We start from the raw sequence: 26,869 nt of genomic DNA on the forward strand, positions 1-26,869 counted from the left end.
ACGGTCGAAAGAAACAGAAAGAACGCGCTGGCGGGACATGGGTCCGGGTCCGGTTATGCGGATCGTTTGCGATCCGTGGCTTTGTTAAGGACGCAAAGACCGTGCGCCGTCAACCCTCATCGACGCCCAGCAGGACGAAACGCGTCCGATTATCGCTCGAATCCTGCAAATCGTTGCGCAGGATCGACAAACCATATACTTCCGCCGCGCCCACGGGCGCAAGGGCGGCGCGGGTCGGATCATCCGCTTCGGCCACGTCGCGTGCCGCGCCCGCCGTGTCGAAATGCTCGATGATCTTCAGATGCATGCCGCCAAGCGTCCGGGCGCATTGGGCCAGGGCGATAGGATGGCTTTCCACGGTGCGAATGTCGGCCAGGCGCGCGCCCTGCACCGCCATCATGGCGTGGCGGATCGGCCGCCAGACATCGGCTAAAACCTTCAGCCCGGAATCCCGCACCAAGGTCGCCGCCGGCTCGACCGCCCCGATGCTGGAGTTCTCGACCGGAATAAGCGCCATGTCGCACTCCCCTGTCGTCAGCGACTCCAGGGCCTGCGCGAAGGTCCCATAGGGCACAGCCTCGTCCCAGGGCCGCAACGCCAGACAAGCCTCGTGACTGAAGGCGCCCAATGCCCCCTGGAACGCCACTCGGGAATAGGCGGGCGCGTCGCTGGAACGGGTGCTGTCGGTCTCGGTCATCTTCGATCCTGCGTGGGCGCCGTCCTGATGTGGTCCGGCCCCATGGCCGCTTCACGGCCACAAGTCATCGCCTTTGCGGCGCGCTCAGCCGACTGACCGAGGTCAGGCGGCCGGGCTTACGCCGCCTTGGACTGGTTCACGCGTCCCGCCTTCAGCCGCTCGGCCACAAGGAAGGCCAGCTCCAGAGCCTGGTCGGCGTTCAGGCGCGGGTCGCAATGGGTGTGATAGCGGTTGGACAGGTCGTCCTCGGTCACGGCCTGGGCGCCGCCGATGCATTCGGTGACGTTCTGGCCGGTCATCTCCAGGTGGACGCCGCCGGGGTGGACGCCCTCGGCCTCCGCAACATCAATAAATGTCCGCACCTCGCCCAGGATCCGGTCGAAAGGCCGGGTCTTGTAGCCGTTGCCTGCCTTCAGCGTGTTGCCGTGCATCGGGTCGATCGACCAAATCACTTTGCGACCCGAAGCCTTCACTTCGCGCATCAACTTGGGCAGGCGCTCACCAACCTTCTCGTGGCCGAAACGGCCGATCAGCGTCAGGCGACCTGAGACATTGTCCGGGTTCAGGGCGTCGATCAGCGGCAGCAGGTCGTCCGCCGTCATGGTCGGTCCGCACTTCACGCCGATGGGGTTCCTGATCCCCTTCATGAACTCGACGTGGGCGCCGTCCAGCTGGCGGGTGCGCTCGCCGATCCACAGCATGTGGGCCGAGGTGTCGAACCATTCGCCAGAACCGCCGTCCAGCCGCGTCAGGGCGCTCTCGACGTTCAGCAGCAGGGCCTCGTGGCTGGTGAAGACCTCGACCCGGCTCAGGTCCGGATGGGTCTCGGGCGTAACGCCGACGGCTTCCATGAAGGCCAGGGCCTCGGTGATCTTGTCCGCCAGCTCGCGGTACTGGGCGCCTGCGGCGTTGTCGCCCGCGAAGCCCAGGGTCCAGCGGTGGATATTATACAGGTCGGCATAACCGCCGCCGGCGAAGGCCCGCAGCAGGTTCAGGGTCGAGGCCGACTGGTTGTAGGCCCGGATCAGACGTTGCGGATCGGGCGCGCGCTCTTCCGGCGTGAACCCCATGCCGTTGATGATGTCGCCGCGATAGCTGGGCAGTTCGACGCCGTCGATCTCCTCCAGCGGCGATGAGCGCGGCTTGGCGAACTGACCGGCGATCCGACCGACCTTCACCACGGGCTTGCGGCCAGCGAACGTCAGGACGACCGCCATCTGCAGGATCAGGCGGAAGGTGTCGCGGATATTGTCGGTCGAGAATTCCTTGAAGCTCTCGGCGCAGTCCCCGCCCTGGAGCAGGAAGGCCTCGCCCCGCTCCACCTGGGCCAGTTTCGACGTCAGGCGGCGCGCCTCGCCCGCGAAGACGAGCGGCGGCAGGGCGCGCAACTCGTCCTCGACGAGCGCGAGGGCCTTGGGATCCGGATAGTCCGCCGGCATGTGCAGGGCGGTCTTGGTTCTCCAGCTTTCGGGGGTCCAGCGTGTCATCGTGCAAGAATAGAGCTTTGCGGGCCTTCAAACAATGAAAACACGGATGGATCTTGCCGCCGCGCTTCAGTCCTCGGCGGGAGGCGCCTTTTCGCCTGATGTTTCCGCCTTGCGTTCAGCCTTGGCCGCAGCTTTTTCGGCGGCCTTGATGGCCGCAGCGCGCTCGCGTTCCTGACGCTCGAAGCTGTAGTTGGGTTTGCGGGCCATGGGCGTCCTCGTCTCGTGTCTTGGTCTGACGCCGAAGGTGGCGATCCCTCGCGCGCAACGCAATCGCCAAATCCTTCCGGCCGCGGATAAGCCGCACGATGAATCGCCTTTTCTGAGCAGAAGGCTGGCCTGTTTGACCCTTTCCCAGCCTCGCTCTGGCGGCCCGTCGGGATCGACGAACCCCACGGCCGCCGCCTATGATCGGCCATGCAACGTGACGACGCGGCCGCCGATCAGCGAGACCCCATGACCGATCCCATCCTTCTCGGCGGCGTCGAGGCCGGCGGCACCAAATTCATCTGCGGCGTCGCCGCCATGGATGGGACGATCATCGACCAGATCCGCATCCCCACCACGACGCCCGCCGAGACTTTGAACGCCGTCAGCGCCTTCTTCACAGCGGCCCAATCCCGCCACGGCAAACTCGCAGCCCTGGCGATCGGCAGTTTCGGACCGCTGTCCCTGCGCCCCGACGCGCCTGACTACGGCGCCATCACCACCACGCCCAAGCCGGGCTGGAGCAACGTCAATCTGCTGGCCCACCTACGGCGAACTCTGGATGCGCCGATGACTCTGGACACGGACGTCAACTGCTCGGCCGTCGGCGAACGGCTTTTCGGCAGCGGGCGCGGGCTGGAGACCTTCTGCTATGTCACGGTCGGCACCGGTGTAGGGGTCGGGGTGATGATCGGCGGCGCTCCGCACGGTGGGGCCAATCACCCGGAGGCTGGCCACATCCGCGTGCCGCACCCCAGGGCCGCCAAGGGTTTCGCGGGCGTCTGCCCCTTCCACGGCGACTGTCTGGAAGGCATGGCCAGCGGCCCGGCCCTGCAAGCCCGCTGGGGCGCGCCGGCCGAAACCCTGCCGCAGGACCATCCGGCTTGGGCGCTCGCGGCCGAATATATCGCCGGCCTCTGCCTCAACCTGACCTACACCCTACGCCCCGAACGGATCATTATCGGCGGCGGCGTGATGCAGGATCAGATGTACGAACTGGTGCGACAGGCGCTAACGCGCCAGTTGGGCGGCTATGACGCCAGCGTCCGCGACCTGGACATGGACGCCTACATCACCCACCCCACAGCCGGCGCCTCCGCCGGCCTCATCGGCGCCCTCGCCCTCGCCCACCGCACGGCCACAGGCCAATGGCCCCAGAACTGGGCGACGCAAGATTAGCGATAGATCGCATCTGCCAATAATTTTATGCACCGCCATCCTCTTGTGCTCCCGACGGCCGCGACCTTAGCTTGGGCGTTTCAACGGAAAATGACCGAACCCAGCCGACTAAAATCTCCTCCACACGCCGCCAGACCGCAATGCAACTCGGGAACAGAGCGGGTGTCCGGGACTTAATACAGGACGAGCGAGACCTGTCATGACCCTGACCCTCACCCTGACCCTTATGGCGACCATGTTCGGCGCGCCGACCGCCTCCCCGGCTCGCGAGGCGATCCTCACCGCGGTTGCTCCGGTCGAGCCGGCCTTGTCCCAGCCTCTCCAGCAAGACCATTTCGCGGTGCGCCTGCGCTGCACCGCCCTGGCGTCAGGTCGCGTGGCGGATTGCGTCGTTCTGGAAGAGACACGGCCCGAATACGGATTCGGTCAGGCGGCGCTGGTGCTCATGCGCGACGCCGAGGTGACGCCCGCGATCAAGGGCGGGCGACCGGTCGATGCGGTGTTCGAGCGCACGATCGACTTCACTCCCTGATCAAGATTCCGGCCCCGGCGAGTCTCAACTTGCTGATTGCGTTCGGACCCCGAAATGGTAGCGTTCTCAGCACTTAGGGACGGGGTCGATGTTCTTCGAAAGTCGCATCTTTCGGCGCTGGTATATCGGCATGATGCTGTTCTGGGTGGCGCTGTTCGCGCTGCTGAACAGCGTGCCCTTTCTGATCCAGCACTGGTACTATCCCGCGATCATGGTCCTGGGCGCCTTCGTGGCCGGGCTCACGCCGGAGGGCGGCGGGGCGGTGGCCTTCCCGGTCTTGAGCGTCTTTCTCGACATCGATCGGGGGATGGCGCGCGATTTCAGCCTGATGATTCAAAGCGTGGGCATGACCAGCGCGAGCATCTGGATTCTGTCGCGCAAACAGGCTCGCATCGCCTCGTACGCCCCCGTGCTCTGGTACATACCGGTCGCCTTCATGGGCTTCGTGTTCGGCATGAACGCGATGCAGGCCATCCCCGTCTTCATCATTCAGGCCCTGTTCCTCAGCCTGATCATGACCTTCGCCCTGGCCTATGCGTCAAGCAAGCACCGGGGGCACAGGGACAAGATGCCCATCACCGGCGTCATCGACAAGCTGATGCTGGCGGCGATCCTGTTCGCGGGCGGCATCTGCGCCAGCCTGTTCGGAACAGGCGCAGACATCGTCCTCTACACCCTTCTCGTCACCCGCTTCCGGATGGACGAGAAAATCGCGACCCACCAGAGCATCATGGTGATGGCAGCCATAAGCGTCCTGGGTTTCGCCTACCGCGGGGTCTGGGATCAGGGGATTACGGACTATCAGATCCGCACCTGGCTATGCGCCTATCCGGTCGTTCTCTTCATGGCGCCCTTCGGCAGCTATGTGCTGAGCAGGCTAAAAATCGACTGGATGCTGCGAGGGATCGTGGTCCTGAACATCGTTCAGATGGTCTATTTCAATCTCAAGGCGCCAACGCTCGAGAAGTTCGCCTTTTCCCTCGGCTTTTCAGCGATCCTGTTCGCCGTCTTCTGGTTCACGCTCGCCCATATGGCCCGCTCCAGACAAAAGCCCGCGGCGATAACGCCTTAGACGCTTTGCATTGGCCTGAAGCGCGTTGGAAGGCGAGGTGACGGGGGAAAGCGCCTGCTAAACTTGATTCCGCACCATTCCCGCTTCAACATAATGTCTGACTTTTCGCGCACTCCATCTGGATGATGTCGATGATCACTTTTCGATTTCTTGCGTCCTTCGCCGGCGCCATCGCAGGGCTGACGATCTTTTCGGCGCCCCCTGCCCTGGCCCAGATCGTCGACGGCATCCCGCCCAATGCGCTGAACGCGGGCTACATCATGGAGGCCGAGCGCGAGAGTCTTCGCAACATGCAGCGCATGAACGCAGAGGCGCGCGCCGAACGCGAAACGACGGCGCAAAGCCTCGTCAACGCCCAGGCCGCCATCACCGGTGCGGGCGCCGACTGCAAGGTTTCCGAGGCCCAGCTTCTCGGCAAGACGACGGACGACGCCAAAATTTACGAGGCCGCCTGCCAGACCGGACCCGGCTATCTCCTGATCGCCTCCACCCCGCCCCAGGCCGTCAACTGCCTTGTCGCAGCACGCTCCGCAGCGCAGGACGACGCAGGACCGGCCAACGAAACCGCGTTCGTCTGCAAGATGCCCGCGAACCAGAACGGCACGGATGTCCTCGCCGCCTACGCCCGTGAAGCGGGCATCCAGTGTCAGGTCGATTTCGCCGGCCCGGTCGGCACGTCCAACGGACAGACGGTCTATGAGATCGGTTGCGCGGGTCAGGACGGCTATCGCCTCAAGCGCACCGACAGCGGCTGGGAAAAGACCGAATGCTGGATCATCGTCAGCGCCGGGTCGCGTTGCGCCAATACGACGCCGGACGAACAGTTCGCCACCATGAAGACGCGGCTCGCGGGCACGGATGCGGCAGGCTGCAACGTCAATGGGGGCCGGTTCATGGGCGCGAACGCCAATGGCGCCTTCTATGAAGCCCGGTGCGCCGGCGCGGACGGCTACATCTTCCACGTCAAGGACGAGGTCACCGACCGGGTGATACCCTGCGCCATCGCCACGCCGATCGGCGGCGGTTGCACCCTGACACCCGTCAGCGCCGCCGCCCCTACGCCGACAACGACGCCGTCATCGAACTGACGTCGCCTTCGATACCCGAGACTCGCGTCTGTCGCGGGGGTCAGCGTGACCCTTTGGTCAGCGTTTTCACGCGCGCCAGGTTGGGGCCGGAGGTGATGTAGAGCATCTCGTCGCCGCCGAACTTGCAGTTGGCGGCGGCTCCGCCCGTGTCGATGCGACCCAGGGAACGTCCTTCGGCCGTCAACACGTGGATCCCCCCGGGGCCGCTGGCGAACAGATGTCCTGCGGCGTCGATGGCGAGCCCGTCCGGCAAACCGGGATGGGCGTCGCCGACCATGGCCGTGAAATCCTTCAGCACCCGGCCCCTGGACACGGCACCGGCGGGCGACAGGTCATAGGCCATGATCACCGCACGCGCCGGATCGGAAACGGCCACATAAAGCGTGCGCTCGTCCGGAGACAGGGCGACGCCATTCGGGAAGGTCAGGTCGGCCGCCAACAGGGTGACGGCGCCATCCGGATCGAGCCGATACACGCCGTTCTGCGGCTGTTCCTTCAATGGCGAGGCGTCCATGTCCTTCAGGCCATAGGGCGGATCGGTGAAGAAGATCGCGCCGGTCTTGGACCGGACCAGATCGTTGGGCGAGTTGAACCGTTTGCCGTCGTAATGCGTGGCCAGCAGGGTCTTGCGCCGGGTCGCCAGATCGACCTGCGCGATAGCCCGGTTGCCGTGGTCCGCCATCAGGATCGATCCCGCAGGCCCGACGATCAACCCGTTCGATCCGGGCTCACGAAAGCCCGAGGCGTCGGTCCCGTCGAAGCCGGACGGCTCCATGAAGACCGACACCCCGTCCGTCGGCGACCACCAGTGGATTCTGTTGCGAGGCACGTCGCTGAACAACAGGTAGCCGCAGTCGGCGATCCAGACCGGCCCTTCCGACCAGGTGAAGCCGTCCGCCAGTTTCTCGATCATGGCGCCCGGCGCGATCAGGCGGTCGAGCCCAGGGTCCTCACGCACGATGCGGCCCAGGGTCGGATAGGCGGTCTCCGCCTCCGGCATGGCGACGCTCCGGCAGGCGGTGGCGGTCAGGGCGGCGGCCCCGGCGATGACAAGGCGGCGGGACAGGCTCAAGACGCAGGCTCCTCGGCGGAAGGGGTGGAAATCGCGGCGGCCGGAACATCGGTCACCCCGTTTGAAGTCATGGTGAAGGCCGCTCCCGCCCGGATGTCGGCGGACAAGGCGGCGACCATGACCTGGATTTCACCCGCCTGGATATGCCATTTCCCGGCGTCCCAGAAGGCGACCTGGCCGGGGTCATGGTGAATCCTTGAGACGCTTGCGAACCGCAGTCCCGGCGTCGGTTGGACGCCGGGACCATATGTCTTGTGGACCTGACCTGATGATCAGGGTTGCGTCGCTCCTGCCGCAGCCATGGGGCAGACGGTGTCGTTCTCGTTCGACGCCAGGCGGATCTCGGCGACGGACAGGCTGACGGGGGTCGAGGCGCGCAGGGCGAAGGGCATCGTTACGGTCCCGACCTGGGCGCCGGCGGCCCGGAAGCACGACAGCCCCACCTTGAGGGTCCGCCATTCGCCCAGCGGAGCCGCACCCAGAATGGCGCCCAGATCGACGCCGCCTTCGCCGAGGGCCAGGGTCACGGGTCCGGCGGGCCGGGCGTCCACGCGATATCGGAACGCCACCGCCATGTCGCCGTTCGTCTGACGGTTGAGATCGACCGAGGGCCCGCGCACGGACACGGCGCCCTCCCCTGACCCGTCGAACGCGAACTGTCGCGCGCTTTCCTGCGCCAGATCATCGACGGCGCCAGACGTCACATGCCGACGTGGGCTTTCGCCCTCTCCGCCGGTCGAGACCTGCGTGTCTCCCCCCGCGTCCGTCAGGACCAACGACCAGGGCGCGACGAGCTTGCCGTCGACGAAATAGCGATCGACGCTGGATGCGCTTGAGGACACGCCGGATATTTCCGACAGCTGTGGGACCGACTGCGCCGAGGCGTAGGTCAGACCATAGCCGTAGGCGAACTGGGGATCGTAGTCCGGATCCCCCACATTGAGGGGCTCGCCCGACGCCCGCTTCGGCCAGGAGAACGACAGGGTCCCGGTGAAGTCGTGTCGGGGGCGCCCCTGGGCGTCGCCGATCAGCACATCCGCCACGCCGGCACCCTCGCTGCCGGGCAACCAGGCGGCGACGAAGGCGTCCGATTGATTGATCTCCGGATTGGTCCACAGCGGTCGGCCGGACAGGAAGACGGAGACGGTCGGGACGCCCGCCGCCTTCAGCCGCTTCAGCGTCTCCAGCGGCCCCTCGGGGTGGAAATCGAGATCGGCGACGTCGCCCTGAAACTCCGCATAGGGCGTCTCACCGAAGACCACGATGGCCACGTCGGGTTTTTCGGTGAAGGCGCCGTCGGCGCTGAGCTGCGCGGAGCCTCCCGCGGCCGTCACGGCTTCGTTGATCCCGTCCCAGATCGATTGTCCGTTCGGGAAGTCGGCCTTGGTGTTGCCTGTGCCTTGCCAGCTCAGGGTCCAGCCGCCCGCCGCTTGGCCGATGTCGTCGGCCGAGCCGGCGACGAGCACCCGTGCGCCTGCGCGGATCGGCAGGACCGATTCTTCGTTCTTCAGCAGAACCAGGGATTCACGCACGGCCTGCCGCGCCAAAGCGCGATGCTCCGGCGATCCGAGCAGTTCCAGCCGCCCCTCCACGGGACGATCCTGGCGGAAGACGCCGGCCTTGACCTTGGCCCTCAGGATTCGCGTCACGGCCTCGTCGATCCGCTGGATCGGGATTTCGCCCGAGCGCGCCTGCGCCAGGGTGTTTCCATAGAGAGGTTTCCAGCTGTCCGGCGCCATCAGCATGTCGATGCCGGAATTCACGGCGAGCGCGCAGCTCTCGTTCGAACAGCCCGGCAGCTGGCCGTGCGCGTTCCAGTCCGACACGACGAAGCCGTCGAAGCCGAGCGGGCCGTGCAGCACATCGCGCAATAGCGTCGGGTTGCCGGAATGTTTGACCCCGTTCCAGCTCGAGAAACTGGCCATGACTGACAGGACGCCCGCATCGATGGCCGCCGGATAGCCGCCCAGATGGATGTCGATCAGGCCCTGTTCAGAGCCTTGGTAATCGCCCTGATCCTTGCCCTCCATCGTACCCCCGTCGGCAAGGAAGTGTTTGGCGGAACCCGCGATATGGCCCGGCGCGATCGGATGGTCCGCCGACAGCTCGCCTTGCAGCCCCAGGGTCATCGGACCCGCATAGGCGCGCTGGATCTCGGGTGTTTCGCCATAGCCTTCGTAGGTTCGGCCCCAGCGATCGTCGCGGGGAACCGCGAGCGTCGGACCGAACGTCCAGTCGGCCCCGGTGACGGCGACCTCGAGCGCGGTCGCCTCGCCGATGCGCCGGATCAGTTCGGGGTCGCGCGCCGCACCCAGGCCGATGTTGTGCGGAAACACCGTGGCGCCGACGACATTGTTATGGCCGTGCACGGCGTCGATGCCATAGATCAGCGGAATGCGCGCGCCGGGCCGGGCCGCTGCGGCCTCACGGAAGGCTCTGGCCAGATCGACCCAGGCCTGGGCGCTCGCCCGGTCGTCGCCGCCCGGCGCGGAGTTGCCGCCCGCCAGGATCGACCCCAGGGGATAGGTGGCCAGATCCGCCGGCGTGATCGACGCGATGTCGGCCTGGATCAGCTGACCCACCTTTTCCTCGATCGTCATCCGCCCCAGCAGATCGGCGACGAAGGCCTCGGTCTCAGGGTCGCTCATCGCGGCGGGCGAGGCGGCTTTCGGCCACAGCGCCGGATGCGCCGTCGAGGCGGCCGGCACGGTGGGCGAGACCGGCGTCTGAGCGAGCGCGGCGCTCGTGGCGCACAGCGCCGAAGTGAACATCAGGAAGGTGGTGAATGTCCGCATGGCGTCGTCCCTATTCTTGGGCGCCTTGGCCGGATTTCGCCCGACGCGACGCCGCTTGTTAAACAGCCCGGCGCGTGAGGCCCCGGACCCGTTACGCTAGCGCTATCATCAAAAATCGGGCTCTGCATCATAATTGACAGCGTTGTCACTTCATGTCGCATCACTGCAGGATTTCTCGGTGTTCATCCCATCTGACTGAGTATTGAACTCAGATCATCGCAACCTGGGTTGACCATGGCCGCGCCTTGGCGGACGGTCGCGTGCAATCGGCCGAAGGTTTTTGAAGATGATCGACCTGACGGCGCAGCCCGTGCGGAATCTGCGGGGAATCAGACACCTGCGTCTCAAACCCGATCAGGCCCGGTGACGCCGCCTTGATGACGACTTCGGGACGATCGCCCCTTTATCTCGCCCTCTATGCGCTCGCCTACGCCGGCGGCGCGGTTCTCTATGTGCCCCTGCTCACCCTGCTGCTTCCGCTAAAGGCGGAACTGGTGCATCCGGCCGACAAGCTGGCCCTGCTCGGCCTGGCCACCGTCTCCGGCGCCGTCGCGGCCAGCGTCAGCAATATCGTCGTCGGCCATCTCAGCGACCGTGGCCTGCGCGGGGGCTGGGGCCGTCGCCGCTGGGTCGGCGTCGGGCTCGCCCTGACCCTCCTCGCCCTCGCTGGCGTGTGGGCGAGCCAGTCCGCAGCTCAGTTGATCGGGGCGGTCGTCGCCTTCCAGGTCGTTCTCAACATCCTGCTGGCCCCCCTGGTGGCTCTGGCCGCAGACGAGGTGCCCGACGCGCAGAAAGGCCTGCTGGGCGGCCTGATCGGGGCAGCCTATCCCTTCGGCGCGCTGGCCGCAGTCGCCGTCACCGCACCGCCGGGCCTGAGCGAGGGCGTACAGCTCGTTCTCGTCGGGGGAGCCGGAGCCCTCGCCATCCTGCCCTTCCTGTTGCTGCGCCCCTCCCCCGCCCCGATGGTCGTCCCTCACTCCGGCCAGCCGGTCGGAAAGGTAGGCAATCTGGTCCTGGTCTTGGTCTCGCGCCTGCTGGTGCAGACGGCCAGCCTGATCCTGTTCGCCTTCTTCCTGTTCTATTTCCAGAGCGTCGAACATCACGACCCCTCGATGACGTCGCGTGACCTTGCCGCTCGCATCGCCTGGCTTCCGGGCCTGGCCGCCATTCTGACCGTTCCGCTGGCCCTGGGGCTCGGCCGACTGTCGGATCGGACCGGCTCGCGCCGGCCTGTCCTCGTGGGCACAGCGGCGGTGGCGGTCGTCGGCCTCGGCCTGATGGCAGCCTTCCCCGAATGGCGGCTGGCCGCGTCGGGATATCTGCTGTTTTCCTGCTCGAGCGGCGTCTTCCTGGCCCTGCAGACCGCCTATGCGATGCAGATCCTCCCCTCGCCGGCCCATCGCGGACGCGACCTGGGGTTCCTCAACCTGGCCAATACCGTCCCGAGCATTCTCGGACCGGTGCTGACGCTCGCCGTCGTCGCGGCGGGCGGCTTTCGCCCGCTGATGGTGGTGCTGGCGGCCATTACAGCATTAGCGGGCGCGCTGATGATCCTCGTGCGGCAGCCGGCGAAGCTCGACGCCGCAGCTCAGGCGTCTTCGCGGCAATAGGTCTCCACGAAGGCCTGATGCGCGGGCAAGGCCGCCACCGCCCGGTCGATCGCCCCTTTCAGATCGCTCAAGGCCTTTGTCAGCCGGTCGTCGGGGATAAGCTCGGCCATGCGGTGATAGGCCCGAGGCGAAACCTCCTGCCCGAACAGCACCTGTATCCACGACGCCACCCTGAACAGGTCGTCCGGCGCCTGATAGGCCTGCGCGCTTTCCTCGAACAGGGCGATGCGCTCGACGAGGGTCGACGGGATCGCCATCTCGCGCTGTCGCCGCCAGAAGGGCTCCGGCCGGTCGTTCAGGTGATAGTGCAGGACGATGAAATCCCGGACCCGCTCCAGCTCGGCGCGGGACTGGTCGTTGAAGCGTGCGATCACGGCCGGGCTGACGCCGTCGAACGGGAACTGCTGCATCAGCCGTGTCAGCCCCGTCATGATCAGATGGATGCTCGTCGACTCCAGCGGCTCCACGAACCCCGCAGCGAGGCTCAGCGCGACGCAGTTGCCTTCCCAGGTCCGCAGCCGACGCCCGGTCCGGAAGCGGATCAGACCCGGCTCGATCAGCCGCTCCCCATCGAGGGCGCCGATCAGGCGGGCGTGGGCTTCATCGTCCGAAAGAAAGTCGGCCGCATACACCAGGCCATTGCCGACGCGATGCTGAAGCGGGATCCGCCAGCGCCATCCCGCGTCGTGGGCGATGGCCCGGGTATAGGGCGGCGCTGGGCCGGTCGAGGTCGTTTGGACCGCCAGCGCCCGGTTGGTCGGAAGCCAGTCGCCCCAGTCCTCATATCCCACGCCCAGGGCGTCGCCGATCAGAAGGGCCCTGAACCCGGTGCAATCCAGGAAAAGGTCGCCCTCGATCCTCTGCTCGTCCGCCAGAACCAGGGCGGCGATCAGGCCGCTCTCGGCATGGCGCTCGACGCGCGAAATCCGCCCCTCGATCCGTTTCAGCCCGGCGGCCTCGCTGCGGCCCCGCAGAAAACGGGCATAGCGTCCGGCGTCGAGGTGATAGGCGTAGTTGAGCCGGCCCTCGGGCCCCGTCATGAACTTGCCGGCCTCGGCGGCCTGGTGTTCGAAACAATATTCGCCCAGCTCGCCCGCCAGCCCGCGGCGGCGCGCGTCCAGCCAGAAATGCTGGAAATCGCCCATCCAGGTGGATTTTCCGACGTCGCCGAAGGAGTGGATGTAGCGGGAACCCTCCCGGCTCCAGTTTTCGAAGGCGATGCCGAGCTTGAAGGTCGCGCCCGTCGTGCGCATGAACTCCGCCTCGTCCAGCCCCATCAGGGCGTGGAAGGACCGGATCGTGGGAATGGTCGATTCCCCGACCCCGACCGTGCCGATCTCCTCGGACTCGATCAGGGTCACATCGATCAGCTCGCCTAGTTGCCGGGTCAGGACGGCGGCGGCCAACCAGCCGGCCGTCCCACCGCCGGCGATCACCACACGCGTCTTGCGCTGTTCCACGGCCCGCCTCCTCAGCGATTGAGTTTCTGCAGCACCAGCGCGCGCAGCCGTCGCGCCGATCGCTCATCAAGGGGCGCCAGGTCGCCTTGCGCAGCGTGCGGCAAATGCCCGTCCGCCTTTTTCGTGTCCCCGAACACATAGAAGTCGAAGAGCGCCCGCCAGGCCGCCTTCTCCGCCGCCGTCCGGCCGCGCAGGCTCAAGAGCCCATGCAGCAGCGTGGTCATGGGCGTGTCCATGAAGGCCGGCGCGTCGTTCCACCAGTAGTTGATCATGGCGTTGAAATCATCGAGCGCCTCGACATTGTGCCACCAGAGCGCGGGATAGAAGAGCACGTCGCCCGGCTCCAGTTCGGCCACCTCCCCCGCCTCGGCGGCGAGGGCGAAGCGCGGGAATCGGTCGAGATCGGGTGCTGAAGGATCGACCAGGCTGACGACCTGCCCCCCCGGCGTTGGCTCCATCGGACCCGGATAGAGGTTGTCGATCTGGTCCGGCGGAAACAGGGTGAAGCGGCGACGGCCCACGAGACAGCAGGCCAGATTGTTCGACATGTCGAAATGCGTCGCAGCCGTGGTCCGGTTTCCCATCCATATGCTGACGACCGGCGGGTCTCGGTCCTCATCGGCCGACACGGGCAGGTCGAGACCGTTCTCCCGCCCCAGGCCCGGCAGATAGAGATCAAGGTCGGTCGAACCGACGTAGAGCGACGGCGCCTGCTCAGCGCCGATCAGGCTGAGCGCAAGGTCGAGGTAGGCGCTCAGCGGCACCCGCTCAGCCGCGAAATTCAGGGTCTGAAGATCATCCCGATAGAAATATCGACCGCCGATCTCGGGCCCGCCGGTATAGCCCACGACCGGACGGCCGGCGTCGAAACCCTTCAGATAGGCCACGGCCTCATGCGCGCCCTTCAGGCCCGCCTGGGCCAGCGGCCAGTCCCGGGCCAGGCCGCGCAGGATCACTGGACGCCCATCCGCAAGCAGCGCCTCAAGGTCGACGCGGGCGCCGGGCGCCGCCGGCGCCACCCGGGTCCGTCGGGTCACCACGCCGGCGCCGGGTGCAGGCGCACTCATCTGGCGGGCCCCTTTGCAGCCTTCAGCGCGATCAGATGATCGATGTTTCCCAGCGAACTGGCGGCGTGGAAGGCCGTCGCGAGCCATCCCGCCTGGTGAAGCCCGTTCAGCGTTTCGATGTCCAGTCGCCCCAGCCGCTCCCGCGAAAGCGCGTAGACGCCCTCGAGATCGTAACGGTCACCCTCGCCGACGGTGATGTCGATCGCCACCGGCTCGATCAGCCCGGCCGCATCCAAGGCCGCAAACATGGAGGCCTCACGCTGAAGACCGTCATAGACGACCGAGAGCGCCGCGCGGGCCTGTTCCAGGGCGCGCGCCCCGCCGCCATGGCGCAGAAAAACCGGATCCCCTGAGCCGTCGTTCAGGCGAGGATGATCGAGATCGACGTTGATCTTGGGCTCCTGCCCCGCCTCGGGCCCGTTCGCCTGGACGCCGATCGAGAACGGGCCGCGACGGTGGCCCGCCGGGACATAGCGTGCACGCCAGGCGTCGCCTTCGAGAAACAGGTTCTCGTCTCGGTCCAGCCCCAGCAGGACGATGGAATAGTAGGCCCCGTTGCCGTCGCGGCGAAACAGGATGGGATACTCGCGCTGGAGGACGTCGAACTCCGCCGGGAACACCCGTGTCTGGTTCGTGGCGTCGCCGAACTCGGCGCCAAAGCCGCCTCTGACGCGAAGGTCGGCATGATCGATATTGTTCAGAAGCACGATATTGGTCACGGGCGCACCTTGGATCGGCATGGCAAGATGATCGGGTCCGTCCCCCGTGGCAATCGGACCCGGCGAGTAAAAAAAAGGGCCGCCGACGAGCGGCGGCCCCAGTCGCACACGCCGCGATCAGAAGCGCATACGCGCGCCGAGGAGGTAGCGCGGTTTCAGCTCCTGCGCGAACCACAGGTTCGTCTCGTCGCGCCCGTGGGTCTTGACCGTCTCGCTGGTGAGGTTGATGCCCTCGAACGAGATGGCGAGATTGTCCGTGACGTCATAGCTGATGTTCATGTCCAGCGTCCCGAAGGGCTCTGTGAACACCGGGTTGCGGTCGCCGCCGCCACGGTTGGTCTCGCTCAGATATTCGTCGCGCCAGTTGTAGGCCAGACGGGCCGAGACGCCGCGATTTTCATAGATCAGCGTGACGTTGCCGCTGTTCGAAAGGCCCAGCAGGGCGAACTGATCGATGCTGGGATCGGCGCCCACATCGATATCCACGTCGCCGTTCACGATCGTATAGGAGCCGGCGATGCCAAAGCCTGTCTCGCCCAGGAAGTACTGACCGGCGAACTCGATGCCGTTGATGTTGGCTTCCTGCTGGTTGACGGGCTGGGAGACCGCGACCTGGAACAGCGGGTCGTTGGCGTCCGCCGTGATGTCAACCGCAGCCAGGGTCGAGTCGATGAAGGCCTGGTTCAGCGATCGGTTCGGGCCCGTGCGCTGGGCTTCGAACTGGGCGCTGGCGGCGGCGACATTGCCGTTGTTCTGGATCAACAGCGCCGTATAGGTGAACAGGTTCACGTCCGAGATGTCGGCGCCCAGGTTCGTCAGTTGCGACAGAGCCGTGCCCGAACGCGAGCCGGCGACACCTGACGACGGGTCACGCAGGCCGAACAGATTGCGCGTGAACTGGCCCTGACCGATGAAGTTGCGGACCTGTTTGTCGAAATAGCCGATCGAAACATAGCTGGACGGGGCGAAATACCATTCCGCCGAGAAGTCGATGTTGTCGGACAGCAGCGGTTGCAGGTTCGGGTTGCCGGAGTTGCCCGTGACCACGCCGCCGATGGCCGTCGGGCGTCCAGGCGGGTTGATGGTGCTGGCCGCGAACAGGTTGCCGAAGTCGGGGCGGGCCAGGGTGCGGCTGAACGAGGCGCGCAGCTTTACGTCCTCGCGGGGTTCGATCGAGAAATCCAGGGCCGGCAGCCAGTAGTCATAGCTCCCGTCGCCCGTGATCGGTTGAACCTCCAGGCCCACGATGCGGGTGAAGTCGTTGTCGGCGGTCCAGCGGAGCTCAGTCGGCACGGCGACCAGCGACGTGGAGGTCACATCCGTGGATTCGTATCGGATGCCGGCCATCATCGAAGCCGGCATCGTCCCGATTTCACCGTCCCAGGTCAGTTGACCGAACAGCGCCCAGGTCTCTTCCACGACGGTGTTGAAGTCCTGTCCCGAAATGTCGTTCGGATTGCCCGCCTCGGCGATATTGTTGAACGGGTTCTTGTCGGCGGCATAGACCGGCGAAAGGGCGTTGAAGATGTCGATGGCATTGCCGCGGAAGCCGACAAGCGACGCGCCCGTCGCGCCCGGATCGAAGTGGTCGAACTGGCAGGTGATGCAGAACTCTTCCAGCAGTCCGCCCGCAAAACGCTCGACGTCGCCAGGATTGGTGATGCCCCAGTCGCCCAGCGTCTGCTGGGTCTGGGTGCGCTGGCTGGTCATGTCGGACTTGATATAGTCGCCGCCGAATTCGAACCGGCTGCCGCCGCCGAAATCATACGTGCCCGCGCCGCGGATTTCCTTGATCTCCTGGCGTTGCTGCGAGGCGTTGGTGCGGGCGATCTGGGACCCGATATCACCGATGTCGAGGACGCCGTTGTTGTTGCCGCGCAGCGCATCGTTGATCGTGATGTTCTGGACCGGGAAGCCGCTGCTGTAATCGACCGAGTGCGCGGCGATGACCGGCGCGCCCAGGCTGACGAGGGTCGACGAGGCGCCGTTGGAGGAATCCGGTAGGCTCTCGGCGGTCGAGATATGGCCGTCGATGTTGATCGAGAACCGGTCCGTCAGATCCCATTTGGCGTTCAGGCCGTAGGATTCCAGGGTGTCCTTGGTCGCGCGATACTGCTGCTCGAAGCCCGTGTCCTTCACGCCGCTGATGTCTTCCTGCAGGAAGACGGTCGTGGCGACGGCCGGGTTGGCGTCGAAGGTCACCTGACGGAAGGGCCGGTTGAACCAGTTCGTCTGGTCGGAGCGCGACTCGGTCACGCTGTTCTCGGCATAGAGGACGTCGGCGGTCAGCGTCAGGCCGTCCTTGGGCCGCCACTGGAACACCGCCTGGCCGTTGATCCTTTCCCGGGTCGATTCCGAGAAGTGATAGCGGCTGTCGTTCGGCACCGAGACCAGTTGGTTGGAGGCCGGCTGATTGGTGATGACCGTCTGGGGATTCACGAAACCGTTGGCGGGATCGAGGAAGGCGTCGAGGGTGCGGATGTTCCACGCATTCGAGGTCGAGCTGGCCGCCGCGCTGTCTCGGCTTTGATAGCTGCCGAAGACCTGAACGCCGAACCGCTGGTCCTCGTCGGTCCAGCTCAGCAGCCCCGACGTTTCCGGGGTGATCTTGTCGCCGCGATCGACGCTGGTGTCCGCGACGGCCTTGACGCCGAAGCTGCCCTGCAGGCCCGGCTCACGATTATCCAGGGGCCTGCGCGTGACCACATTGATGGTCGCGCCGATGCCGCCCGACGGCGCCGAGGCGCGACCGGTCTTGTAGACTTCCAGGCGGCCGACGGCCTCGGAGGCGATGTTGGAGAAGTCGAAAGACCGGCTGGTGGCCGTGGCGAAATCGACGTTCTGGTCGCCGCCGACGGCGACGACGTTGGCGGTCGGCATCTGGCGGCCGTTCAGGGTGACGAGGTTGAACCCGCCGCCGAAGCCGCGAACGGTCACTTCGGAGCCTTCGCCGTTGACCCGGTTGATCGACACGCCGCTGACCCGCTGCAGCGACTCAGCCAGGTTGGTGTCCGGGAACTTGCCGATGTCCTCGGCGGAGATGGCGTCCACGACGCCCGACGAGTTGCGCTTGATGTCCATGGCCCGGTCCAGGCTGGCCCGGACGCCGGTGACGATGATTTCGTCAACCGTCGTCGGTTCCGCGCTCTGGGGCGTGGCCGGCGGCGTGGATTGCGCCAGGGCGGTCGCCGGCAAGGCGAGGCCCGTCATCAGCGCGACAGCAGAAGTCGAGCGCGCAAGCGTCTTTATAAACGTCATATCCCTCATGTTTCCCTCCGCGCCGACTGAGCCGACGTCTGTTTTATTGGGCGACTTTGATGTCGCTTAGTCTGACAAATCGACCAGTTGTCCCACGTTGTCAACGCCGATAATGGTAGCGCTATCGCAAATGTGTTGAAAACCCGACGGCGCGCGGCACTGGACCGGACGGCTGCTAGCGGCTAGCTGTGATCGGCGCGACGATCGCGGCGGGAGAACGGTCCAGGGTGGTGAAGGGCGTACGGCGGGCGACGATTGTCGATGTCGGCTTGCTGGCCGGGGTGTCGATCAAGACCGTGTCGCGGGTCTTCAACGAGGCGCCCAACGTCAGCGACGCCGTCCGACAGCGCGTCCGCGAGGCCGCCGAGACGCTGGACTATCACCCCAATGTTTTCGCCCAGGGCTTGGTGAGGCGGCGCTCGCACCTGATCGGGCTACTGTACGAAAACCCCTCCCCCAGCTACGTCGTCGAACTGCAGATGGGCGTGCTGGATCGCCTTCGGTCCACCCGTTACCGTCTTGTCGTCATCCCGATCTCCTCGGTGCAGAAGCGCGCGGCCGAGGTGGTCGGTCTGCTGCGTTCGGCGGCTCTGGACGGCGTGGTCCTCGCGCCGCCAGCTTCGGACAATCCGCGTGTCCTGCGCGACCTGGCGGCGGCCGGCATTGGCTTCGCGCGGATCGCTCCGATGCAGGACATAGAGGCCGGCTCCAGCAATGTGATCGACGATGTCGCTGCGGCTCGAGAAGCGGCGGCGCACCTCCTCGGTCTGGGCCACGTCTCGATCGCCGTCATCATGGGCGATCCCACCCACGCGTCCAGCGCCGCGCGCATGGTCGGATACCGTCAGGCCTTCGAGGCCGCCGGCGTCGCGCTTCCTGATGACCTCATCGAACCCGGTCTGTTTACGCGGACGAGCGGTTACGAGGCCGCCTCGCGGCTCTTCGACCGGAACGCCGGAATGACGGCGATCCTCGCCCAGAACGACGACATGGCGGTCGGCGCGCTCATGGCCACCCGGGAGCGCGGACTGTCCGCCCCCGAAGACATCTCCATCGTCGGCTTCGATGATTCGGAAGTCTCTCGAATCACATGGCCCCGTCTCACCACAGTCAGACAGCCGGTCTTCGAGATGGCGGCGTCGGCCGCCGACATGGTCCTGGCCCAGCTGGAGGGAACGCCCGTGACCCTGCGCAAGGATCATCCGTACACCCTGCTGATCCGCGAATCCTCCGGCCCGCCGCGCTGACCCGGCGTTCGAAAAGGCGACCGTGCGCTGTGTTGTCTGGAAGGAGGATGGTGGACGCGACAGGAATTGAACCTGTGAACCCCCTCGGTGTGAATCCCCTCGATACCCATTTCACTTCTTTTCAGGCTGTTTCGAAACTACGCAAAATCCGCCACTTACATCGAAAACCTGTTTCAGCACATTTCACGGCGTTTCGTCGCACTGCGTTCCCATGGCCCCCCTTTGGCCCCCAGGACATGCCCCTCAAACGCATTGAAACAGTCGACGGCAATTTACTTTCGGGCAGCTTCAGACTCAACCTCGCCGTTGACCGAGACGGGCTTCAGAACTGGTTGGTTGAACGGGTCTCGATACATGGACCGACCAAGGCTCATCATACGGTTGGAGCGTCCGCCAGTAAGGCCGGGCTCGAGCCATCCGGTGAAGTCAACGCCCGAACCCGCTGTCCCGCGGCGGACGCCCCAACCGAGCCATCTTGCCGGCGAGAGCTTCTCCCTAATAAACGGTGATCGATCAAAACCAGTACCCGCAGCGGGAGGTCGACATTTCGATGAGCTGGGCCCTCCGCCATCGCGGCTTTACAGCATCTACTGGGACTGACGCTGACGACTGACGGTGAGAATTGGGTGGCGAGTGGTGTCGCGCCGCCGGGTCGATTCAGCCACGGCAAATAAAGCCCACCCTACCATCCGACGGCATAGGCGCCACAGCGCAGGACAGCCGGGATAAAAAAGGTCGCCTTCGCGGAGGCTGCCATAAGCAATTGACACGGCTGAAATATCAGAGAACACTGCCCTCGCTAGACACCGGTGTCATCACAGAGTCCATAAGGACCGGATGCCCACTTAGTCCTGGGGAGGACCAGCCCATGACGATCTTTCTTGATCGTTCGCGCCTGCTTGGCGCAACCGCACTTGTCTCTACGACCTGCATACTTGGCTTCGCGGCGCCGGCCGTCGCTCAGGTAACGGAACCGATCGCTCCGGCGGCGCAAGCCGAACCGACTAATGTTGACGAAATTGTCGTCACCGGTTTCCGGGGCAGCCTCGAGCGCGCCCTGTCAGTGAAGCGCAACAGCAATGCCGTAGTCGACAGTATTGTCGCAGAGGACATCGCCAAATTTCCGGACAACAATCTGGCGGAGTCGATCCAGCGCGTACCGGGGGTGACCATTACTCGGGATGGCGGCGAAGGCCGCGCGATCTCCGTGCGCGGACTCGGCCCGGACTTCACCCGCGTTCGCATCAACGGCGTCGAGGCCCAGGCCACGACCGGCAGCAACCGCGGTCGCGGATTCGACTTCAACGTCTTCGCCTCGGAGCTCTTCAACCAGATCGACGTGCGCAAGACCCCTTCGGCCAATGTCGAGGAAGGCTCGCTTGGTGCAACAGTCGATTTGAACACCGGCCAACCCTTTGATTCCAGCGGCCCGGTGTTCGCAGCATCCGCCCAGATGGGCTATAACGACCTGTCGAAGAAGGCCGATCCGCGCTTTGCGGTTCTGGGCAGCAATCGTTGGATGACAGGCATCGGCGAGATCGGGCTGTCCGCATCGGTCGCCTATTCCGAGAAGACCACCCTTCAGAACGGCGCGTCCACCGGCCAGTGGAACTTTGGAGCGCAAGACGGCGGCTGGTGCAATCCGGCAACCAACGCGGCGCTTTGCGGGGACGCCGACCCGGCGCTGTTCGCAATCGCCTCGGCGACGACGACGCGCTATCCGCGCTTCCTACGCTATCAGGACTACAATCTCGAAACACAACGTCTAGGCGTCACCGGTTCGTTCCAATGGCGTCCCAGCGATCGCACCGAAGTCAGCCTGGACGTCCTCTATTCCAAATTCGACGGGCAGCGGAATGAACGTCAGCTGGAAGCCATTGGTCTGAGCCGCGGCGCTTCGCAGGGCGGCAAGCCGGAAACCATCGTGCGCGACATCGAATTGGATGACGACGGCACAGCGCTGTATATGCTCTTGGACAATATTGATATTCGGTCGGAAAACTATGTCGATGAATATACGACCGAATTCCAGCAATATACGCTGAAAGTCGATCACCAGCTGACCGACAAGCTGTCCGTCACCTTCCTTGGCGGATACGTCAACAACGACTTCGACAACTTCAAGGACTACATCGTTCAAATGGACCGTCAGAATGCTGACGGCTATTCCTACGACATGCGGTCCAGCGGCATGGACTTCCCGGCCATCAACTACGGCTTTGACGTCACGGACCCGAACGAATGGTATATCGGCCCGACCCGCGTGGCGCCCGGCGGCGGCACCGGCCCAAGCGGTCCGGATATCCGACTGCGCCCCAACTGGAACGACAACACCTACACGACCGGTCAGTTCGACCTGGCGTATGAGCTGACGCCGTCGTTCACCATCCGGGGCGGCGTACAGGCCAAGAAGTACGAGTTTGAGGGTCGCGGCATGCGTTTCGCCAGCGGCGAGACCAACATCCCGGCGATCCCCGCCGGCTACAATATGGAAAGCCTGACCGAAGACTACTGCGGCTTCCAAGGCCTGGAGCTGCCGGATGGTACGCCGCGTTGCTGGCGCACCCCCAGCCTGGAAGCGATGGCCGAAGCCTACGGCGTTTTCGACAACTCCGGGCGGTTCGCCCTGTCTGAAACGACGTCCAGCGCACGCGGCGACAACCGGACAGTCTCAGAAGAGGATCAAGCCGCCTATATCCAGGCCGACTTCAACTTCGACCTGATGGGCATGCCGGTGCGCGGCGACGTCGGCTATCGCTACGTCAAGACCAAGCAGGAGTCAGGCTTCTATTCGACGGTACCGACGTCTGTGGATCCGTCCGGCTTCCTCTGGACCGTGGTGGGCCGGGAATACGAAGACAACCTGCCATCGCTCAACCTGGTGCTCGAGCCGCGCGAAGATGTCCTGGTGCGCTTCGGCGCCGCCAAGGTCATGGCGCGTCCTGGCCTGGGCAGCATCTCGGCGGCGACCAATGTGAACGTTTCGGGCGGGGGCCGCTCGGTCTCGACCGGCAACCCCAATCTGGAGCCCTACCGCGCCAACACCTACGATCTGGCGTTCGAATGGTACCCGTCGCGCGGATCAATCCTGTCGGCCGGGTTCTTCTACAAGGAAATCTCGACCTACATTCAGAACCTGACGACCTCGGCGCCTTATTCATCGACGGGACTGCCGGACTCGCTTCTGGCCGGCACAGGCACCAACGCCAGCGACATTTTCCAGATCTCTACAGTCGTGAACACGCCGGGGGGACCGCTGAAAGGCGTCGAACTGAATTTCCAGCAGGCCTTGACCTTCCTGCCCGGTAAGCTGTCCAACCTGGGCGTCCTGGCCAACTACACCTACGTGAAGTCGGACATCGATTATCAGGTGTCGAATGCGGGCGGGGTCTTGACGACTGTGAGCCAGCCGCTGCTGAACCTGTCGAAGGTTGCCTATAACGGCACCATCTATTACGAAGATGGCCCGTTCCAAGCGCGCATCTCGGCGGCGTACCGCGATCCGTACCTGACGGCGGTGCCTGCGTCCTATAACATCGATGTCGCCGGCGTGGAGAAGTCCACCTACGTCGATTTCTCACTGTCGTATCGCTGGAACGACGTCACCTTCAGCTTCGAGGGCATCAACCTGACCGACGAGGTCAATGTGTCCTACACCGACTCCGAGGCCGAGCGGTTGAGCGACTACTTCCAGAGTGGACGTCAGTTCTACGCAGGCGTTCGCTACAGCTTCTGATCCCCAGGCGCCGGGCGCGGCCTTTGTCGCGCCCGGCGATCGGAGCCTCTCATATGAGCCATTCCTCGAATCCCGCACGCCGGGACCTCGGCCGGCTGGGCCTGGCCGGCGTGCTGACGCTCGCGCTGCCCAAAGCGGCAGGCGCGCAGCCGTCCGTCGATCCTTGGGACGAGGCGCGAGCCATCCGCTCTCGCATCCGACCGCCAACCTTCCCTCGCGCCAATCGGTTCACCCCGCAGCAGTTCGGCGGTCAGCCTGACGGCCGCACCGACTGTACGTCCGCCTTTCGTCGCGCGATCGCCGCAGCCTCATCCGCACCCGGCGGCGGGCGCGTGGTGGCCGAGGGCGGCGTGTTCCTGACGGGGCCGATCCATCTGCTGTCCAATGTCGAACTTCATATCGACCGCGAAAGCACGATCCGCTTCTCTCAAGATCCTCGCGACTATTTTCCACCTGTTCTGACGCGGTACGAGGGCACGGAATTCATGGGCGTCTCGCCCTTCATCTACGCCTACGGCCAAGAGAACATCGCGGTCACCGGCCATGGCGTCCTGGACGGGTGCGCCAGCGCGGACAACTGGTGGGCGCACAAGCGCGGCGCGGATGGGCAGGAAGGCGATCCCGCCCGCTTGCGCCGTCTGGCGGAAGACGGCGCGCCTGTGGATCAGCGCGTCTTCGGCCCCGAAACGACCATCCGGCCCCAGTTTATCCAGCCTTACCGTTGCAAGAACGTGCTGATTGAAGGGGTCACCATCGTGCGGTCCCCAATGTGGGAGATCCACCCGGTAGAATGCGAGAACGTCACCGTTCGGCGCGTTACGATCTCCAGCCACGGCCCCAACAACGACGGCTGCGACCCTGAGTCCTGCCGCAACGTGCTGATCGAAGACTGCGTGTTCGACACCGGCGACGATTGCATCGCCATCAAGTCCGGTCGCAATGCCGACGGCCGGCGGCTGAACAGGCCGAGCGAAAACATCATTATTTCAGGCTGCACCATGATGGACGGCCACGGCGGGGTGACGTTGGGCAGCGAAATTACGGGCGGCGTCAGGAATGTCTTCGTCGAAAACTGCCGCATGGACAGTCCCCGCCTAAACACCGCGATCCGTTTCAAGAACAACGCCATGCGCGGCGGGACCCTGGCCAATGTTCATGTGCGCGACGTGACGATCGGCCAAGTCGCCCATGCGGCGGTCACCATCGACTACAATTACGGCGAAGGCGCCGAGGGCGGGTTCACCCCGGAGTTCGAGGGTCTGACGCTGGAGCGCGTGCTGGTCGGGCGATGCGAGCGCGTGCTGGACCTGCAGGGGTTCGCCACGGCGCCCATACGGGACATCACGATCCGCGACTGCCAGTTCGTGCATGTCGCCGAGCCGGACGTCATCGCCCACGTCGAAGGCCTGACCTATCAACGGGTCAGGCGAAACGGCCAGGCCGTCGACGGCCCCACGCCGGGCGGCCCCGTTCGACCCGCCAGCCGCCACGGATAGTCTCCAAGGAGCATCGCATGCCAATCCAACGTTCAACTGCGCTGCTCGCCGCCCTAACGACAATGGGCGCCCTGATCACGGGCCCGGCGGCCGCCTATCCGGCCATGGCGCAGACGGCGGCGGCCATGGGCGCCGAAGCCGCGCCAAACGGCCGCGACCGACTGATCGACTGGCTGACCCAAGAGGCGGCGCGTCATACCGTGCTTCGACGTGAGGCGATGGTCGCGATCGACACCGAGGCCGAAGCCCGCGCCCGCCAAGTGCGTGTCCGCGCCCTGCTTTCGGAGATGATCGAACCGGAGACGGCGGCGGGCCCCGTGGTCGCCCGCACGACGGGCCGGTCGCACGAAGACGGCGTCGACATCGAGAACCTCTGGTACGAGAGCCTGCCGGGCTACCGCGTCACCGCGAACCTGTACCTGCCGACGGCCGGGGAAGGCCCCTACCCCGCGCTCATCCTTCAGCCGGGCCATGGGGTGGACGGCAAGATCGGCAACTATGGCTTCGCGTCCGCCTTTGCGCGAGCCGGCTATGTCGTTCTGGCGATCGACATCGTCGGCGAGGGCGAACGTATCCAGCATTTCGATGCGGAGATCGGCGCATCCAAGGTCGGACGCCCGACGGGCGAGCACAGCATGGCCTTTGGCCAGTCGCTGCCGACAGGCGGGCATGTCTCGCGCTATTTCATCCAGGACGCGATGCGCGGCGTCGATCTGCTGATGTCGCGGCCGGAGGTGGACGATCAGCGCATCGGCGCCTTCGGCTGTTCGGGCGGCGGCACGATCACGGCCTATCTCGCTGCGTTCGACCCGCGCATCAAGGCCACGGCGACGGCCTGCTATGTCACCGACTACGACCATCTGCTGGCGCCGGGCGTAACCGGCCCCCAGGATGCGGAACAGTCGATCCCCTTCTTTATAGAACGGGGCCTGGATCTGCCCGACTGGGTCGAACTGGCCGCCCCGCGCCCCTACGCCATCGTCTCGACCACCGAGGACATGTTCCCCATCGCCGGCGCGCGCGCCGCCTACGCCGAGGCGAAGCGTTTTTATGAGGTCATGGGCGCGCCGGACCGCCTCACCATGATCGAGGGTCCGGGCGGCCACGGCAATCTCGGGCCGGTCGCGCCCCAGATCTTGGCCTTCTTCGGCAAATGGCTGAAGGACGATCCCTCGCCGCAGGCCTTCACGCCCGCGCCGCTGGGCGACGCATCGCGGTTGCTAGTCACGGACACGGGACAGATCTCCACCTCCATCGGGGGAGAGACCTTGCAGACCCTGGCCAGGGTCGACGCGGACGCCGCCCGACCGGCCCCCATGGCGGATGAAAGCGACGCCGCCCGTCTCGCGCGCCTGCGTGTGGCCATCGCCGACATCGCCCGCACGACCGTAAAACCCGGCGCCCGACCGGCCCAGGCGACGGTGGGGGACCCGGTCGCCCGTGCGGACTATACGGTCACCCCCATATCGTTTTCGGTGGGCGGTATGGACGTCCCGGCCGCGTTCGCCGTTGGAACCGGCGCGAAGGCGCGGCCGACGCTGTTGCTGCTGGCGCCCCAGAGCCGGACGACGGACGCCGTATTCGCGGCGTGGACCCAAGCGGGCTGGAACGTCCTGGCGCTGGAACCTCGCGGCGCCGGCGGCACGGAGGAGGCGAAGTCTCCGTTGACGGGAGATTGGACCCTGTTGTCCCTCCGCGCCCTGATGGTCGGACGAACCCCGGTCGGGCTGCGAGTCGATGACGCCGTTACTGCGATCGATTGGCTGAGCACCCGGCCGGAGGCGGCGCCCGGCCGGATCACCATCCAGGGCGCCGGCGCCCTGGGGCCCGTCGCGCTTCACGCCGCCGTGCTGGATGACCGGATCGACCAGGTGACGACGGTCGGATCGATCCTCGCCTATCGCGAATTCGTGGATCGGCCGATCAGCCGCGACATGGCCGAAGTCGATCTGCCGGGCGTTCTGCGCCGCTATGACCTGCCCGACCTGATCGCCGTGCTCGGCGACCGACTGACGCTGGTCAATCCGGTCAACGCCATTGGCGAGACTCTGACTGCGGCCGAGGCCGTCCAGGTCGCGCCGAGCGCCCACATCGTGTTCCGGGGCGCGCGAGATCCCGCCGCGCCGCCTCCTTCCTCTCACCATTGAGCC

General features: G+C 65.5%; 18 protein-coding genes. 9 read left to right on the forward strand and 9 right to left on the reverse strand.

The genetic code is table 11. The features are described 5' to 3' along the window. Positions 1-109 precede the first annotated feature (109 nt). From ACODSC_RS06395 to ACODSC_RS06405, 3 genes are all read right to left on the reverse strand, one after another. Entirely contained in the window at positions 110-697 is a 588-nt protein-coding gene (locus tag ACODSC_RS06395) for a prephenate dehydratase domain-containing protein (protein WP_488812865.1), read from the reverse strand. A gap of 116 nt (positions 698-813) precedes the next feature. After that, entirely contained in the window at positions 814-2,184 is a 1,371-nt protein-coding gene (locus tag ACODSC_RS06400; RefSeq protein ID WP_488812867.1) for a class II 3-deoxy-7-phosphoheptulonate synthase, read from the reverse strand. Positions 2,185-2,250: 66 nt separating this feature from the next. Then, positions 2,251-2,391, reverse strand: a complete 141-nt coding sequence (locus ACODSC_RS06405) for a hypothetical protein (RefSeq protein WP_488812869.1) — start codon at positions 2,389-2,391, stop codon at positions 2,251-2,253. 207 nt (positions 2,392-2,598) lie between these two features. Here ACODSC_RS06405 and ACODSC_RS06410 point away from each other — a divergent pair, with 207 nt between their 5' ends. The 4 genes from ACODSC_RS06410 to ACODSC_RS06425 all read left to right on the forward strand — a co-directional run bounded on the left by ACODSC_RS06410 (position 2,599) and on the right by ACODSC_RS06425 (position 6,259). Beyond that, positions 2,599-3,567 carry an ROK family protein gene (locus tag ACODSC_RS06410; protein WP_488812871.1) on the forward strand — a complete coding sequence of 323 codons (969 nt, stop codon included), beginning with the start codon at positions 2,599-2,601 and terminating at the stop codon, positions 3,565-3,567. A 199-nt stretch (positions 3,568-3,766) separates the two neighbouring features. Continuing rightward, on the forward strand, positions 3,767-4,099 hold the full coding sequence (locus ACODSC_RS06415) for an energy transducer TonB family protein (protein ID WP_488812873.1): 333 nt from the start codon (positions 3,767-3,769) through the stop codon (positions 4,097-4,099). An 88-nt stretch (positions 4,100-4,187) separates the two neighbouring features. Next, positions 4,188-5,171, forward strand: coding sequence for a TSUP family transporter (locus ACODSC_RS06420; RefSeq protein ID WP_488812875.1), 984 nt, complete (start codon positions 4,188-4,190; stop codon positions 5,169-5,171). Positions 5,172-5,302: 131 nt separating this feature from the next. Then, a complete protein-coding gene (locus ACODSC_RS06425; RefSeq protein ID WP_488812877.1) occupies positions 5,303-6,259 on the forward strand; it encodes a hypothetical protein in 957 nt (318 codons plus the stop codon). A gap of 40 nt (positions 6,260-6,299) precedes the next feature. Here the strand turns inward: ACODSC_RS06425 and ACODSC_RS06430 are convergent, their stop codons facing one another. Further along, on the reverse strand, positions 6,300-7,331 hold the full coding sequence (locus ACODSC_RS06430; protein WP_488812879.1) for an SMP-30/gluconolactonase/LRE family protein: 1,032 nt from the start codon (positions 7,329-7,331) through the stop codon (positions 6,300-6,302). Between the two features lie 272 nt (positions 7,332-7,603). Then, positions 7,604-10,126, reverse strand: a complete 2,523-nt coding sequence (locus tag ACODSC_RS06435; RefSeq protein WP_488812881.1) for a glycoside hydrolase family 3 protein — start codon at positions 10,124-10,126, stop codon at positions 7,604-7,606. Positions 10,127-10,503: 377 nt separating this feature from the next. Between ACODSC_RS06435 and ACODSC_RS06440 the strand changes: the two genes are divergently transcribed. Next, positions 10,504-11,736, forward strand: coding sequence for an MFS transporter (locus ACODSC_RS06440; protein WP_488813454.1), 1,233 nt, complete (start codon positions 10,504-10,506; stop codon positions 11,734-11,736). Here the strand turns inward: ACODSC_RS06440 and ACODSC_RS06445 are convergent. From ACODSC_RS06445 to ACODSC_RS06460, 4 genes are all read right to left on the reverse strand, one after another. Next, on the reverse strand, positions 11,715-13,196 hold the full coding sequence (locus ACODSC_RS06445; protein ID WP_488812883.1) for a tryptophan halogenase family protein: 1,482 nt from the start codon (positions 13,194-13,196) through the stop codon (positions 11,715-11,717). The genes ACODSC_RS06440 and ACODSC_RS06445 overlap by 22 nt on opposite strands. A gap of 11 nt (positions 13,197-13,207) precedes the next feature. Continuing rightward, on the reverse strand, positions 13,208-14,263 hold the full coding sequence (locus ACODSC_RS06450) for a cupin-like domain-containing protein (RefSeq protein WP_488812885.1): 1,056 nt from the start codon (positions 14,261-14,263) through the stop codon (positions 13,208-13,210). Then, on the reverse strand, positions 14,260-15,003 hold the full coding sequence (locus ACODSC_RS06455; protein ID WP_488812886.1) for a SapC family protein: 744 nt from the start codon (positions 15,001-15,003) through the stop codon (positions 14,260-14,262). Before ACODSC_RS06455 ends, ACODSC_RS06450 begins: the two co-directional genes overlap by 4 nt. Positions 15,004-15,099: 96 nt before the next feature. Beyond that, positions 15,100-18,240, reverse strand: coding sequence for a TonB-dependent receptor (locus tag ACODSC_RS06460; protein ID WP_488813455.1), 3,141 nt, complete (start codon positions 18,238-18,240; stop codon positions 15,100-15,102). 188 nt (positions 18,241-18,428) lie between these two features. On the opposite strand from ACODSC_RS06460, the gene ACODSC_RS06465 reads away from it, so the two are divergent. From ACODSC_RS06465 to ACODSC_RS06480, 4 genes are all read left to right on the forward strand, one after another. Next, on the forward strand, positions 18,429-19,487 hold the full coding sequence (locus tag ACODSC_RS06465; RefSeq protein ID WP_488812888.1) for a LacI family DNA-binding transcriptional regulator: 1,059 nt from the start codon (positions 18,429-18,431) through the stop codon (positions 19,485-19,487). A gap of 868 nt (positions 19,488-20,355) precedes the next feature. Next, the gene (locus tag ACODSC_RS06470) at positions 20,356-23,223 is read left to right on the forward strand and encodes a TonB-dependent receptor (protein ID WP_488812890.1); all 2,868 of its coding nucleotides are present in this window, start codon (positions 20,356-20,358) and stop codon (positions 23,221-23,223) included. 53 nt (positions 23,224-23,276) lie between these two features. Next, positions 23,277-24,719 carry a glycoside hydrolase family 28 protein gene (locus ACODSC_RS06475; RefSeq protein ID WP_488812892.1) on the forward strand — a complete coding sequence of 481 codons (1,443 nt, stop codon included), beginning with the start codon at positions 23,277-23,279 and terminating at the stop codon, positions 24,717-24,719. A gap of 17 nt (positions 24,720-24,736) precedes the next feature. Continuing rightward, a complete protein-coding gene (locus ACODSC_RS06480; protein WP_488812894.1) occupies positions 24,737-26,866 on the forward strand; it encodes an alpha/beta hydrolase family protein in 2,130 nt (709 codons plus the stop codon). Positions 26,867-26,869: the final 3 nt, after the last annotated feature.

It is taken from the genome of Brevundimonas sp. FG128 (assembly GCF_057809775.1).